Below are 14,611 nucleotides of genomic sequence, written 5' to 3' on the forward strand. Positions count from 1 at the left end.
TAACTACCAAGATAGAGCGGTCGGGTAGATAATGGTCCGCTGCTGTCCGTCGATACAGCGCGTCAACTCTACTCGCGTCCGATTCTGATACAACTAGAATCAATTACGCATTTTGCCTTAATTGCGCAGGCCAGGACTCAAGCGCAGCATGTCCAGCCCGGTATCGACCAGACGTTCCGCTTCCGATTGCAGCTCAAAGCTGTCGGAGACCAGCAGCCATTGAGCAATAATCCCATGGATATACGCGTGTATGGCGATGGCGGCGCGGGGAGGGTCGAGATCTCCCGGCAATTGCCCGCGGGCAACGGCATTACGCAGGGTCAAACCGATCTTCAGATTGCAGTCCACACTGGCGGCCTGGCGCTGACGGCGCAGGTCACACATTTCATCGGTGAACTCGCACTTATGAAACAGAATTTCGTTGATTCGCCGAGTCTGGGGGTCCAGCGCAACCTGACGAAGCACATGAATCAGCAACGTGCGCATGCAGCCCAGCGGATCAAGTTCTTCTTCGCTCTCGCTCGCCCGGGCCAAGGTATCCAGCGGTTCGTGGAGGCTGTCGAGCATCGCCTGCACCAGTTCGGCCTTGTTGCTGAAATGCCAATAGATCGCGCCCCGGGTCACCCCCGCCAGAGTCGCGATATCGGCCAGGGTCGTGCGCGCCACACCTCGCTCATAGAAAGCTTTTTCGGCAGCTTCAAGTATCTGTCTCCGGGTCTCCTGAGCTTCCTCTTTGGTGCGACGGACCATGGCAGTAAAACCTCAATCAGGGTGCCGCGGACGAACGCCGGGCTTAATCGGAACTTAATGGCGGGAGGCGATTGTTGTGCCTTTTCCCGGGCTAAATCACATGCTTTGTAACTATTTCCGCGCAAAGCGCAAGTATTTACAAACAACCATGAATGTAAGTATATTCATTAGCAACCTATTTATCCACCCGGACCACCTTTCTTACCCTTCCACTTTTCTTGTGCGCATCGTGCGCGCCTGACCCGAGGATTTTCATGCAACTCAAGCCAGCTGTTACCGCTCTGGTCACCGCCGTCGCCCTGGCATCGCTGCTCAGCGGATGTAAAGAGGAAAAGGCTGCTGCGCCAGCCGCTCCTCCCGCACCTCAGGTCGGCGTCGTTACCCTGCAAACCCAGGCTTTTACCCTGACCTCCGACCTGCCCGGTCGCACCACGGCGTACCGCATCGCGGAAGTCCGTCCACAGGTCAATGGCATCATTCTCAAGCGTCTGTTCAAGGAAGGTGGCGATGTCAAAGCCGGCCAACAGCTGTACCAGATCGACCCGTCGGTCTATGAAGCGACCTTGAAAAGCGCCGAAGCGAACCTGCAATCGACCCGTTCGATTGCCGATCGCTACAAGCAGCTGGTCAACGAACAGGCCGTCAGCCGCCAGGATTACGACACCGCCGTCGCCAACCGCCTGCAATCGGAAGCGGCCCTGCAAAGTGCCCAGATCAACGTGCGTTACACCAAGGTGTACGCGCCGTTGTCCGGGCGTATCGGCCGTTCTTCGGTCACCGAAGGCGCACTGGTCAGCAGCGGTCAGAGCACTGCCATGGCGACGATTTCGCAACTCGACCCGATCTACGTCGACGTGACCCAGTCCACCGCCGAACTGCTGCAGCTGCGTCGCGAGCTGGAAAGCGGTCGCCTGCAGAAAGCCGGCGACAATGCCGCCTCGGTCAAGCTGACCCTGGAAGACGGCAGCCAGTACAAGCAGGACGGCAAGCTGGAGTTCTCCGAAGTCACCGTGGATGAAACCACCGGCTCCGTGACCCTGCGCGCGGTGTTCCCGAACCCGGATCACACGCTGCTGCCCGGCATGTTCGTGCATGCCCAGTTGCAGGCCGGTATCAACAGCGCGGCAATTCTCGCCCCGCAACAAGGCGTGACCCGCGACCTGAAAGGCACCCCGACCGCGCTGGTCGTCGGCCCGGACAACAAGGTCGAGCTGCGTCAGCTCAAGGCCAGCCGTACCGTCGGCAGCCAGTGGCTGATCGAAGACGGCCTGAAAGCCGGCGATCGGGTGATCACCGAAGGTCTCCAGTTCGTCCGTCCTGGCGTTGAAGTCAAGGCCAGCGAAGCCACTAACGTGAAGGCAGCCAACCCGGCACCTGCCCCGGCAACAGTTAAAGCCGCGGGCAGCAAAGGGGAGTAAACCATGTCGAAATTTTTTATCGACCGTCCAATCTTCGCCTGGGTGATCGCCCTGGTGATCATGTTGGTCGGGGCTCTATCGATCCTCAAGTTACCGATCAACCAGTACCCGGCCATTGCACCGCCGGCCATCGCGATTGCCGTGACCTACCCGGGCGCTTCGGCGCAGACCGTACAGGACACCGTGGTCCAGGTGATCGAGCAGCAGCTCAACGGTATCGACAACCTGCGTTATATCGAGTCGTCGAGTAACTCCGACGGCAGCATGACCATCACCGCGACCTTCAATCAGGGCACCAGCCCCGATACCGCGCAGGTCCAGGTGCAGAACAAACTGAACCTGGCCACCCCGCTGCTGCCGCAAGAAGTGCAGCAGCAGGGTATCCGCGTGACCAAGTCGGTGAAGAACTTCCTGATGGTGATTGGTGTCGTCTCCACGGACGGCAGCATGAACCGCGACGACTTGGCGAACTACATCGTTTCCAACATGCAGGACCCGATCTCGCGGACCGCCGGTGTCGGTGACTTCCAGGTGTTCGGCGCCCAGTATGCGATGCGCATCTGGCTCGACCCGGCCAAGTTGAACAACTTCAAACTGACCCCGGTGGACGTGAAAACCGCCATCGCCGCACAGAACGTCCAGGTCGCTTCCGGGCAACTGGGTGGGCTGCCGGCCATGCCCGGGCAACAGTTGAACGCCACCATCATCGGCAAAACCCGCCTGCAGACCGCCGAACAGTTCAAGGCGATCCTGCTCAAGGTTAACCAGGACGGCTCGCAAGTGCGCCTGGGTGATGTCGCCGATGTCGCCCTTGGCGGTGAAAACTACAGCATCAACGCCCAGTTCAACGGCAAGCCGGCGTCAGGGCTCGCCGTGAAACTCGCTGCCGGCGCCAACGCCCTGGATACCGCCAAGGCCTTGCGCAAGACCATCGCCGGACTTGAGCCGTTCTTTCCGCCTGGCATGCAAGTGGTTTACCCGTACGACACGACTCCGGTCGTGACTGAATCGATCAAGGGCGTGGTTGAAACCCTGGTCGAGGCGATCGTGCTGGTGTTCCTGGTGATGTTCCTGTTCCTGCAGAACTTCCGCGCCACCATCATCACCACCATGACGGTACCGGTGGTCTTGCTGGGGACTTTCGGGATCCTCGCGGCCGCCGGTTTCAGTATCAACACCCTGACCATGTTCGGCATGGTGCTGGCCATCGGCTTGCTGGTGGACGATGCCATCGTCGTGGTGGAAAACGTCGAACGGGTGATGAGCGAGGAAGGCTTGTCGCCCAAGGAAGCCACCAAGAAATCCATGGGGCAGATCCAGGGCGCACTGGTGGGTATCGCCCTCGTGCTCTCGGCGGTATTGCTGCCCATGGCGTTCTTCGCCGGTTCCACCGGGGTGATCTACAAGCAGTTCTCGATCACCATCGTGTCCGCCATGGCCCTGTCGGTGATGGTCGCCCTGATCTTCACCCCGGCGCTGTGCGCCACCATGCTCAAGCCGATTGCCAAGGGTGACCACGGCACGGCCAAACGCGGCTTCTTCGGCTGGTTCAACCGCAACTTCGACCGTAGCGTACGCGGCTATGAGCGCACCGTGGGCAGCATCCTGCGCCACAAGGCGCCGTACCTGCTGGTCTACGTGATCATCTTTGCCGGCATGATCTGGTTATTCATGCGCATTCCGACCTCGTTCCTGCCGGAAGAAGACCAGGGCGTACTGTTTGCCCAGGTGCAGACTCCAGCCGGCTCCAGCACCGAACGGACCCAGGCGGTCCTCAATGAGATGCGTGAGTATCTGTTGACCAAGGAATCCGACACCGTGTCTTCGGTGTTTACCGTGAGTGGTTTCAACTTCGCCGGTAATGGTCAGAGTTCAGGCCTGGGCTTCATCATGCTCAGGCCCTGGGGTGAACGCACCAGCCAAAACAGCGTGTTCGGCCTCGCCGCCCGTGCGCAGCAACACTTCTTCTCGTTCCGCGACGCGATGGTATTTGCCTTCGCCCCTCCGGCCGTATTGGAGTTAGGTAACGCCATCGGTTTCGACGTCTATCTGCAAGACCAGGCCGGTATCGGTCACGACAAGTTGATGGCCGCGCGTAACCAGTTCCTCGGCTTGGCCGCGCAAAGCAAGGTGCTCGCCCAGGTGCGTCCAAACGGTCTGAACGACGAGCCGCAATATCAACTGAGCATCGACGACGAACGCGCCAGTGCCCTGGGCCTGTCCCTGTCGGACATCAACAACAGCTTGTCGATTGCCCTGGGTGCCAACTACGTCAACGACTTCATCGACCGTGGTCGGGTGAAGAAGGTCTTTGTGCAGGGCAAGCCGAGTTCACGGATGAGCCCTGAAGACCTGCAGAAATGGTACGTGCGCAACAGCGCCGGGGTCATGGTGCCGTTCTCCGCGTTCGCCAAGGGCGAGTGGGTCTACGGCTCGCCGAAGCTGTCGCGCTTCAACGGCGTTGCCGCCATGGAAATCCTTGGTGCGCCGGCCCCCGGCTACAGTACCGGCCAGGCCCTGGCGGAAGTCGAGGCGATTGCCGCGAAACTGCCGGCCGGCGTCGGGATCTCCTGGACCGGCCTGTCGTACGAGGAGAAGCTGTCCGGCTCCCAGGCGCCAGCACTGTTCGCCCTGTCGCTGCTGATGGTGTTCCTGTGCCTGGCCGCACTGTACGAAAGCTGGTCGATTCCAATCGCCGTGGTCCTGGTGGTACCGCTGGGGATCATCGGTGCGCTGTTGGCGACGACCTTCCGCGGGCTGTCCAACGACGTGTACTTCCAGGTGGGCTTGCTGACGACCATCGGCCTGGCGGCGAAGAACGCTATCCTGATCGTCGAGTTCGCCAAGGAACTGCATGAACAGGGTCGCAGCCTGATCGACGCCGCCGTCGAGGCGTGCCGGATGCGTCTGCGGCCGATCATCATGACCTCCCTGGCATTCATCCTCGGCGTGGTGCCGCTGGCGATTTCCACCGGTGCCGGCTCAGGTAGCCAGCACGCCATCGGTACGGGCGTGATTGGCGGTATGATCACCGCAACGATTCTGGCGATTTTCTGGGTTCCGCTGTTCTTCGTGTCGGTGTCGTCCATCGGCGGTGAGAAAAAGCACAAGAAGTCAGACACTACTGAAACTCCAAGCAACGAGGCTGGCCAATGAGCAAGTCCCTTCTCAGTGTAGCGGTCGCGGCCTTCGTGCTCAGCGGTTGCTCGTTGATCCCCGACTACCAGCGCCCCGCAGCCCCGGTAGCGGCGCAGTACCCGCAAGGACCGGCCTACTCGCCGGCCCAGTCGGCGAACGTCGCGGCCGCCGAACAGGGCTGGCGCCAGTTCTTCAACGACCCGGCGCTGCAACAGCTGATCCAGGTGGCCCTGGAAAACAACCGCGACCTGCGGGTCGCGGCGCTGAACATCGACGCCTACCGCGCCCAGTACCAGATCCAGCGCGCCGACCTGTTCCCGGCGGTCAGCGCCACGGGCAGCGGCAGTCGTCAACGGGTGCCGGCCAACGTCTCGAGTACCGGCAAAGCAACGATCAATAGTCAGTACTCGGCGACCCTCGGGGTCAGCGCCTATGAGCTGGATCTGTTCGGCCGTGTCCGCAGCCTCAGCGAAAAAGCGCTGCAGACCTATTTCGCCAGCGAAGAAGCGCGCCGTACCACCCAGATCAGCCTGGTGGCCAGTGTGGCCAACGCCTACCTGACCTGGCAGGCCGACAAGGAACTGCTCAAGCTGACCCAGGACACCCTGACGGCCTACGAGGAAAGCTACAAGCTGACCGCCCGCAGCAATGAAGTCGGCGTGGCGTCCGCCCTGGACCTGAGCCAGTCGCGGACCTCGGTGGAAGGTGCGCGGGTCAAACTGGCACAGTTCACCCGCCAGGTGGCCGAAGACCAGAACAGCCTGACCTTGCTGCTCGGTAGCGGTTTGCCGGCCAACCTGCCGGCAGCCCAACCGCTGTCGGCCAAGCTGCTCAGCGAGATGCCGGCCGGCCTGCCGTCCGAGTTGCTGCAACGGCGTCCGGACATTCTCGGCGCCGAGCACCAACTGCTGGCGGCCAATGCCAATATCGGCGCCGCCCGCGCGGCGTTCTTCCCGAGCATCAGCCTGACCGCCAATGCCGGGACCTTGAGCCCGGACATGGGAGGTCTGTTCAAGGGCGGTTCGGGAACCTGGTCGTTCGCGCCGAGCATCAACATTCCGATCTTCAACGCCGGTAGCCTGAAAGCCAGCCTGGATTACTCGAAAATCCAGAAAGACATCAGCGTCGCCAACTACGAGAAAGCCATTCAGACCGGCTTCCAGGAAGTCTCCGATGGCCTGGCGGCACGCCAGACTTTCAACCAGCAGCTGCAGGCCCAGCGTGACCTGGTCGCCGCCAACCAGGATTACTACCGCCTGGCCGAGCGTCGCTATCGCATTGGTGTCGACAGCAACCTGACCTTCCTCGATGCTCAACGCTCGTTGTTCAGTGCTCAGCAATCGCTGATCAGCGATCGCCTGTCGCAGCTCACCAGCGAGGTCAACCTGTACAAGGCCCTCGGCGGCGGCTGGTACGAGCAGAGCGGTCAGGCCCATCCGATCGACGAAACACCACCGAAGGGCTGAGACCTTTCACGCACCACGAAAAACCCGCCGCTGGCGGGTTTTTTTATGCTGGCATTGTTCTGTTCGATAATCGCCCAAAACCCACAAACGTCAATTGAACTACCTGGTTAATTCACCGCACCATTCTCCGCACTGACCCATAGCCATAACAACAGGTTCGCCCACCATGTCTCGATACCCCGCGCTCAGCGGCTGATCACACTCGCCCGTTCCTCGTTCGAATCGCTTGTCTGCAACCAACGGTTGCAGCTGCGCCCTGCTTCACCCCTAACAATTAGAGAGACCGATCCATGAAGCCACTGAACCCGAGCAAGCTGTCCTCCCACGCCCTGCTGGCCATCGCCATGGCCAGCGCGACCCTGCCGGTGCTGGCCGAAGAGCATGGTTTTGTGGAAGATGCCCAGGCCAACCTGAACCTGCGTAACTTTTTCATCAACCGCAACTTCATCAATCCAGCCTTCCCTCAGAGCAAGGCTCAGGAATGGACGCAGAGTTTTATCCTGGATGCCCGATCGGGTTTCACCCAGGGCACCGTAGGCTTCGGCGCCGATGTGCTCGGCACATTCTCGGAGAAGCTCGACGGCGGTAAAGGCACCGGCGGTACCCAGTTGCTGCCGCTGGACGGCAACGGACGCCCGGCCAGCAACTTCGGGCGCCTGGATGTGGCCTTGAAAGCGAGGATTTCCAAGACGGAATTGAAAGTCGGCGAATGGATGCCGGTGCTGCCGATCCTGCGCTCGGACGATGGTCGTTCGCTGCCGCAGACCTTTCGTGGCGGCCAGATCACCTCGAAGGAAATCGATGGCCTGACCCTTTACGGCGGCCAGTTCCAGAACAACAGCCCACGCAACGACTCGAGCATGACGGCCATGTTCATGAACGGTAAGCCGGGCATCACCTCCGACCGCTTCAACTTCCAGGGCGGCGAATACAGCTTCAACGACAAGCGCACCCTGATCGGGGTGTGGAATGCCCAGCTCAAGGATATCTACAGCCAGCAGTACCTCAACCTGGTGCACAGCCAACCGCTGGGCGACTGGACCCTGGGCGCCAACCTCGGCTACTTCTACGGCAAGGACGACGGCAGCGCCAAGGCCGGCGAGCTGGACAACAAGACCTGGTCCGGACTGTTCTCAGCCAAATATGGTGGCAACACCTTCTATGTCGGCTTGCAGAAACTCACCGGCAACAGCGTCTGGATGCGCGTCAACGGCACCAGCGGCGGCACCCTGGCCAACGATAGCTACAACAACAGTTACGACAATGCCCGCGAGAAGTCCTGGCAGTTGCGCCATGACTACAACTTCGCCGCGCTCGGCATTCCGGGGCTGACCCTGATGAACCGCTATATCAGCGGCGACAACGTGCACACCGGGGCCATTACCAACGGCAAGGAGTGGGGTCGCGAATCGGAACTGGGCTACACCCTGCAAAGCGGCACCTTCAAAAATCTCAGCGTGCGCTGGCGCAATTCGAGTATCCGCAAAAGCTTCAGCACCAATGAGTTCGATGAGAACCGGCTGATCGTCAGCTATCCGATTTCGTTGCTATAGGCGTCCGCCGCCTTAGTGTGAATTCTTATCCCACCACCAGTTCCAGAACCCGGGCAACTGCACGGGCATGGAACTGTCCTGAACCGTACGGGCCATCACGGCCCGCAACAATGCCGAGCGATCCGTATAGAAGGGTTGCTCGGCCGTCGGCACGCCGGTGTCCCGTGCGCAGTCCATCAGGATCTGCAAATACTCCTGCATATGCCGGGCGGTGTAGCGGTTGAGGTCGTGGAAAGTCACCACCACCGGAATTACTCCATCGACCACCGGCATCTTCCCCTGGGCAATCTGCTCACGCACTTCGGCCAGGTGCTTGAGCAGGTTGGCCCGCCGTTGTGGACTGGCGGTGATGCCCCAGACCTTGCCGTCATTGGCACTCAGGTCCGTCAACAAAACGTGCATATCATGACGCTGGTAGGCGGCGAAGGTGCGCTTGTCGTAATTCCAGAACGGTGGGCGCAGGATCGTCGGTGGCGCGCCAGTGATCGCCGCAATATCCGCGCTACCGTCGGTGAGCGACTGTTCCAGCTCCTCCGGGCTCAGCGAGCGGTGATTGGTGTGCCAGGGAGTCGCGGTATGAAAGCCGAGGATATGTCCCTCGGCATACTCACGGCGCATCAGCGCACGACCTATGTCACTGTTGCCGGCTCGGGGGGCACGGGTCTGGACAAAGAACACGGCCTTGATACCCGGCTGGATCGGGTTGTGGGCCAGGTCATCGAGCACCGATGCCGTCGGGTTCCAGAAACTCGAGGCGCTGGGTCCGTCATCGTAGGTCAGCAGGAAACGAATCGGTGGTTGCGAGCGCAGGGCTTGCTCGGTCTTCGGGGTCAGGGGCATCGGCGGACCGATGCAGCCGCCAAGGCTCGCGACAATCACGAGCCCTGACAACAGTGCGGCAAACGACTTCATGGGATTGGGCAAGTCCGGATCAAGGTAATGGCAAAAGGGTCATCACGTTAATCAGAGCACAACCGCAAGGCAGCGTTCAGGCCATCGCGAAAGTTTCATCTAAAAGAGAAAAGTTTCACTCGCACTGCCTTACACACTGGCGGACAGGAAATCCAGCACCCGCAGGCTGAAATCATCGCCAGCCTGCACATTGGACAGGTGCGCGGCATGGAATTCGGCGTATTCGGCACCCTCGACATGCTGCTGGATAAAGATCCCTCCCGAAGGCGGTGTCACCGCATCCTCGGTGCCGGAAATCACCAGCAGCGGCAGCTGAATCTGCGCCAACTGCTCACGGAAATCCGCATCGCGCACCGCGCAGCAGTTGGCCGCGTAGCCCTCGGGCGAGGTGGCGGCGAGCATCTCGGTAATCGGCTTGACCCGATCCGGGTGCGCCTCGGCGAACGCCGGGGTGAACCAGCGGGAAACCGCCCCATCGCGTAGCGCCAGCATGGCCGTCTGGCCGCCCGTCGAAACGGCTTCGATCCGCGGATTCCAGCCAGCCGCATCACCGATCTTCGCCGCCGTGTTGCAGACAATCAGCCGGTGCAGACGATGACCGGCATGGATGCCCAGCCACTGACCGATCAGCCCGCCCATGGACAGGCCGCAGAAGTGCGCCCGATCAATCTCCAGCGCATCGAGCAACGCCAGGACGTCGCGCCCCAGTTGCTCGATGCTGTAAGGCCCCGGTGTCACCAGCGAACGGCCATGACCGCGGGTGTCGTAACGCAATACTCGAAAGTGCTCGGCAAACGCCGGTATCTGGGTGTCCCACATCCCCAGGTCGGTGCCCAACGAGTTGGACAACACCAGTACCGGAGCCCCTGGCGGACCCTCCAGTTGGTAATGCAGTTCACCTTCGGCAAGTCGTACGAAACCCACGTTCATCCCCTTCAAGTAAAAAACCCATGTATTGCCCGCTGGTTACAGCGCTCAGGCGCGCCCCTCAAGGGCGCGCGAAGCGATCAATGATCGTGCTGCAGGTAGGCCGCTTCTTTCGGCAGGCGCAAGCTGAACAGGAAGGCGACGGCCATCATCACCGTCACATACCAGTAGAAGACGTTTTCCATCCCGACCGACTTCAGGTTCAGGGCCACATATTCCGCCGAGCCACCAAAGAGCGCATTCGCCACCGCGTAGGCCAGGCCCACGCCCAGTGCCCGCACATGGACCGGGAACATCTCGGCTTTGACCAGGCCGCTGATGGAGGTGTAGAAACTGACGATCGCCAGCGCCAGGGTGATCAGCACGAAGGCCAGGAACGGGCTGGTCACGGTCTTCAGGGTCAGCAGGATCGGCACGGTGCACAGGGTCCCCAGAGCGCCGAACCAGAGCATGCTGTTACGCCGGCCGATGCGGTCCGAGAGCATGCCGAACAACGGCTGCATGCACATATAAAGGAACAGCACGGCGGTCATGATGAAACTGGCGGTCTTGGCCGTCATGCCGGCGGTATTCACCAGGTATTTCTGCATGTAGGTGGTGAAGGTGTAGAAAATCAGCGAGCCGCCGGCGGTATAGCCGAGCACGGTGATAAAGGCGGCCTTGTGATCGCGAAACAACGCCCGCATGCTGCCGGCGTCCTTGTCCTGGCGGGTTTCCTTGCTGGTGGTTTCCTTCAGGGCCCGGCGCAGGAACAGCGAAATCAGTGCCGCGATGGCGCCGATCACGAACGGAATCCGCCAGCCCCAGGCCTTGAGCTCCGGTTCGCTGAGGAACTGCTGCAGGATCACTACCACCAACACCGCCAGCAACTGGCCGCCGATCAGGGTCACGTACTGGAACGAAGCGAAGAAACCGCGCTGGCCGCGCAGGGCCACTTCACTCATGTAGGTCGCGGTGGTGCCATATTCACCGCCCACCGACACGCCCTGAAACAGTCGTGCCACCAGCAACAGCGCCGGCGCCCAGGCGCCGATAGTCGCGTAGCCAGGCAGGAAGGCAATGACCAGGGAGCCGCCGCACATCATCAGCACCGAGATCATCATGGAGTTCTTGCGGCCGTGCTTGTCGGCCACGCGACCGAACAACCAGCCACCGATGGGACGCATCAGGAAGCCGGCGGCGAATACCCCGGCAGTGTTGAGCAACTGCACCGTGGGGTCGTCGGAGGGAAAAAACGCCGGGGCGAAGTAGATGGCGCAGAAGGCATAGACGTAGAAGTCGAACCACTCGACCAGGTTGCCGGAAGAGGCACCGACAATCGCAAAAATTCTCTTGTTACGTTCTTCGGAGGTGTACGGCATCGTTGTTGTTGTCATGTCTCATCACTCGAAGGAGGTAAGTTGCAGTCTAGACATACTTTGCAACAGGCCTGTTTTGCAAGAACAATCGCCCGAATGACCGTGCGTGGCAGTCATCCGGGCGCCTGTTTTGTTGCCTGTGGTTCTCAGACGCGCTCAATCGCCAGTGCCAGCCCCTGCCCGACGCCGACACACATAGTCGCCAGGCCCTTGCCGCCGCCGGTTTTTTCCAACTGGTGGAGCGCTGTCAGCACCAGGCGTGCGCCACTCATGCCCAGCGGATGACCGAGGGCGATGGCGCCACCGTTCGGGTTGACCTGCGGCGCATCGTCAGCGATGCCCAGTTCACGCAGTACCGCCAGACCCTGGCTGGCGAAGGCTTCGTTCAGTTCGATGACGTCGAAGTCGCTGACCGCCAGCCCCAGACGCTCGATCAACTTGCGCACCGCCGGTACCGGGCCGATCCCCATGACCCGGGGCTCGACACCCGCACTGGCCATGCCGAGCACCCGGGCACGGGCGGTCAGGCCATGTTTCTTCACCGCCTCGGCAGACGCCAGGATCAGCGCAGCGGCACCATCGTTGACACCGGAGGCATTGCCGGCGGTCACGGTCTTGTCCGGGCCGTTGACCGGTTTGAGCCTGGCCAGAGTCTCCAGCGTCGTGTCCGCTCGAGGATGTTCATCGTGCTCGACCACGGTTTCGCCTTTTTTGTGGGCGATACGCACCGGCACGATTTCTTCAGTGAAAAAACCGCCGGCCTGGGCCGCTGCCGCCCGTTGCTGGCTGCGCAGGGCAAAAGCATCCTGGTCGGCGCGGGACACCTGATAATCGTCCGCCACGTTGTCAGCGGTCTGCGGCATCGCATCGACACCGTACTGGGCCTTCATCAGCGGGTTGATAAAGCGCCAGCCGATGGTGGTGTCTTCCAGTTTCATGTTGCGGGAAAACGCCGCGTCCGCCTTGCCCATCACGAACGGAGCACGGGACATGGACTCCACGCCGCCAGCAATCGCCAGCTCCATCTCGCCGCTGGCGATGGCCCGGAACGCGGTGCCGATTGCGTCCATGCCCGAGGCGCAGAGACGGTTGAGGGTTACCCCGGGAATACTCGAAGGCAATCCCGCCAACAACAGCGCCATGCGTGCGACGTTGCGGTTGTCTTCACCGGCCTGGTTGGCGCAGCCAAAAAACACTTCATCGACCTCGCCCCAGTTCACCGACGGATTGCGCTCCATCAGCGCCTTGATCGGCACGGCCGCCAGGTCATCGGCGCGCACACCGGCCAGGCCACCGCCGAAGCGACCGATGGGGGTACGAATGGCATCACAGATAAAGACGTCGCGCATCATGCTTCTCCGGGGGCTTGGCCGTGGGCCGCGGCGGTACGAGCTTCGAGGTCACGCAGGGCAGTCAGTTCAAGCTCGGTCGGCGCCGCCGTGCTGTCCACCTGCTCGGCGAAGCGCACGGCCCAGCCAGTGGCGGCGATCACTTGCTCACGGGTTACCCCCGGGTGCAGCGCGGTGACGATAAATTCGTTGCTGTGCGCTTCCGGCTCCATGATGCACAAGTCGGTGATGATCCCCACGGGACCGGCACCCGGCAGGCCCAGGCGCTTGCGCGAATCGCCGCCTTCGCCGTGACCGACCGAGGTGATGAAGTCCAGCTTGTCGACGAAGGAGCGCGCCGACTGCTTGAGGATGATCAGCACGCTTTTCGCCGAACCGGCGATTTCCGGGGCACCACCGGCACCGGGCAGGCGGACCTTGGGCGAGAAATAGTCGCCGACCACGGTGGTGTTGATATTGCCGAAACGGTCGACCTGGGCCGCGCCGAGAAAGCCGACATCAATACGCCCGCCTTGCAACCAGTAGCGGAAGATCTCGCCGGTGGGCACCACGCTGTCAGCGGTTTCCGCCAGTTCGCCGTCACCGATGGACAGCGGCAACACACTGGGCTTGGCGCCAATCGGGCCCGACTCGTAGATCAGTACCACGTCCGGCGAAGAGGTCAGCCGTGCCAGATTGGCGGCCTTGGACGGCAGGCCGATGCCGACGAAGCAGACCGAACCGTTCTTCAGCCGACGGGCGGCGGCCACCGTCATCATTTCATTGGTGGTGTAGGTCATTACTTAACCTCCGAAGCGTGGGCCAGTTTGCTCTGGAACTCGGCAAAGTTCGCGGTGCCATGGATGTACTCGTCGATCCAGGCGGTGAAGGTCGCGCGGTCGCGGGCAATCGGATCCCAGGCCTGGTAGAAGCGGTTATCGCGCTCGTTATAGCCATGGGCGTAGGACGGATGGGCACCGCCAGGGACATGACACACCGCGCTCAGGGCCCAGGTCGGCAAGACGCAGGCGTTCATTGGCGCCTGCAAGTCGTCGACAATTTCCTCGACCGTGACAATGCAGCGTTTCGCCGCCAGGGCCGCTTCCTTCTGCACACCGAGAATGCCCCAAAGCAGCACATTGCCCTTGCGGTCGGCTTTCTGCGCATGGATCACGGTGACATCCGGGCGTACCGAAGGCACGGCGGCCAGCACTTCACCGGTGAAGGGACAGGTGACCGTCTTGATCAGCGGATTGACCTTCGGCAGGTCGGAGCCGGCGTAGGCCCGCAGGACCGCGAACGGCAAGCCGGAGGCACCGGCCACATAGGCGTTGGCCAGGTCGGCATGGCTGTGTTCTTCGATTTCCAGGGGGTGTGGCCAGTGTTTCTCGACGGCATCGCGCAGACGGTGCAACGAACCTACACCGGGGTTTCCGCCCCAGGAAAAAATCAGTTTGCGGGCGCAACCGGCACCGATGAGCTGGTCATAGACCAGGTCGGGGGTCATGCGCACCAGCGTCAGGTCTTTCTTGCCCTGACGAATGATTTCATGACCCGCCGCGGTCGGAATCAGATGGGTAAAGCCTTCGAGCGCGACGGTATCGCCGTCGTTGACGAACTGCTTCACCGCTTCATGCAGCGAAAGGATTTCAGCCATGGGTGCAGACTCCCGGGTTCAACCTGCCTGAGGGGCGGCGCGAAGTTCAGCGCCGTGATGAGCTCAGGGTAAGCCGGGGATCGGCGGCCAAACAATCCGATAAT

Annotated in this window: 11 protein-coding genes; 4 read left to right on the plus strand and 7 right to left on the minus strand. The window is 61.5% G+C overall.

Going from position 1 to position 14,611, the window contains the following annotated elements:
- Positions 1–117 precede the first annotated feature (117 nt).
- Positions 118–750, minus strand: a complete 633-nt coding sequence (locus AC07VG_RS08670) for a TetR family transcriptional regulator (RefSeq protein ID WP_494999513.1) — start codon at positions 748–750, stop codon at positions 118–120.
- A gap of 254 nt (positions 751–1,004) precedes the next feature.
- Here AC07VG_RS08670 and AC07VG_RS08675 point away from each other — a divergent pair, with 254 nt between their 5' ends.
- The 4 genes from AC07VG_RS08675 to AC07VG_RS08690 all read left to right on the plus strand — a co-directional run bounded on the left by AC07VG_RS08675 (position 1,005) and on the right by AC07VG_RS08690 (position 8,325).
- Positions 1,005–2,168, plus strand: a complete 1,164-nt coding sequence (locus AC07VG_RS08675; protein WP_494999512.1) for an efflux RND transporter periplasmic adaptor subunit — start codon at positions 1,005–1,007, stop codon at positions 2,166–2,168.
- 3 nt (positions 2,169–2,171) lie between these two features.
- Positions 2,172–5,324, plus strand: a complete 3,153-nt coding sequence (locus AC07VG_RS08680; protein WP_494999511.1) for an efflux RND transporter permease subunit — start codon at positions 2,172–2,174, stop codon at positions 5,322–5,324.
- Complete coding sequence (gene adeC / locus AC07VG_RS08685; RefSeq protein WP_495020873.1) at positions 5,321–6,772, plus strand: AdeC/AdeK/OprM family multidrug efflux complex outer membrane factor; 1,452 nt, start codon at positions 5,321–5,323, stop codon at positions 6,770–6,772. The genes AC07VG_RS08680 and adeC overlap by 4 nt, the downstream gene beginning before the upstream one ends.
- A 290-nt stretch (positions 6,773–7,062) precedes the next feature.
- Positions 7,063–8,325 (plus strand): OprD family porin, encoded by a 1,263-nt coding sequence (locus tag AC07VG_RS08690; protein ID WP_494999509.1) that lies wholly within the window; start codon positions 7,063–7,065, stop codon positions 8,323–8,325.
- A gap of 12 nt (positions 8,326–8,337) precedes the next feature.
- On the opposite strand, the gene AC07VG_RS08695 is transcribed toward AC07VG_RS08690, so the two are convergent.
- The 6 genes from AC07VG_RS08695 to AC07VG_RS08720 all read right to left on the minus strand — a co-directional run bounded on the left by AC07VG_RS08695 (position 8,338) and on the right by AC07VG_RS08720 (position 14,507).
- The gene (locus AC07VG_RS08695; protein ID WP_494999508.1) at positions 8,338–9,237 is read right to left on the minus strand and encodes a polysaccharide deacetylase family protein; all 900 of its coding nucleotides are present in this window, start codon (positions 9,235–9,237) and stop codon (positions 8,338–8,340) included.
- Between the two features lie 129 nt (positions 9,238–9,366).
- Positions 9,367–10,161, minus strand: a complete 795-nt coding sequence (gene pcaD, locus AC07VG_RS08700) for a 3-oxoadipate enol-lactonase (protein ID WP_495020874.1) — start codon at positions 10,159–10,161, stop codon at positions 9,367–9,369.
- 83 nt (positions 10,162–10,244) lie between these two features.
- Positions 10,245–11,540 carry an MFS family transporter gene (locus tag AC07VG_RS08705; protein ID WP_494999506.1) on the minus strand — a complete coding sequence of 432 codons (1,296 nt, stop codon included), beginning with the start codon at positions 11,538–11,540 and terminating at the stop codon, positions 10,245–10,247.
- Positions 11,541–11,668: 128 nt separating this feature from the next.
- Positions 11,669–12,874, minus strand: a complete 1,206-nt coding sequence (gene pcaF / locus AC07VG_RS08710) for a 3-oxoadipyl-CoA thiolase (RefSeq protein ID WP_494999505.1) — start codon at positions 12,872–12,874, stop codon at positions 11,669–11,671.
- The gene (locus AC07VG_RS08715; protein ID WP_494999504.1) at positions 12,871–13,650 is read right to left on the minus strand and encodes a CoA-transferase subunit beta; all 780 of its coding nucleotides are present in this window, start codon (positions 13,648–13,650) and stop codon (positions 12,871–12,873) included. Before AC07VG_RS08715 ends, pcaF begins: the two co-directional genes overlap by 4 nt.
- The gene (locus AC07VG_RS08720) at positions 13,650–14,507 is read right to left on the minus strand and encodes a CoA transferase subunit A (RefSeq protein WP_494999503.1); all 858 of its coding nucleotides are present in this window, start codon (positions 14,505–14,507) and stop codon (positions 13,650–13,652) included. Before AC07VG_RS08720 ends, AC07VG_RS08715 begins: the two co-directional genes overlap by 1 nt.
- Between the last annotated feature and the right edge of the window lie 104 nt (positions 14,508–14,611).

The organism is Pseudomonas sp. GW821-FHT03C07 (assembly GCF_059420925.1).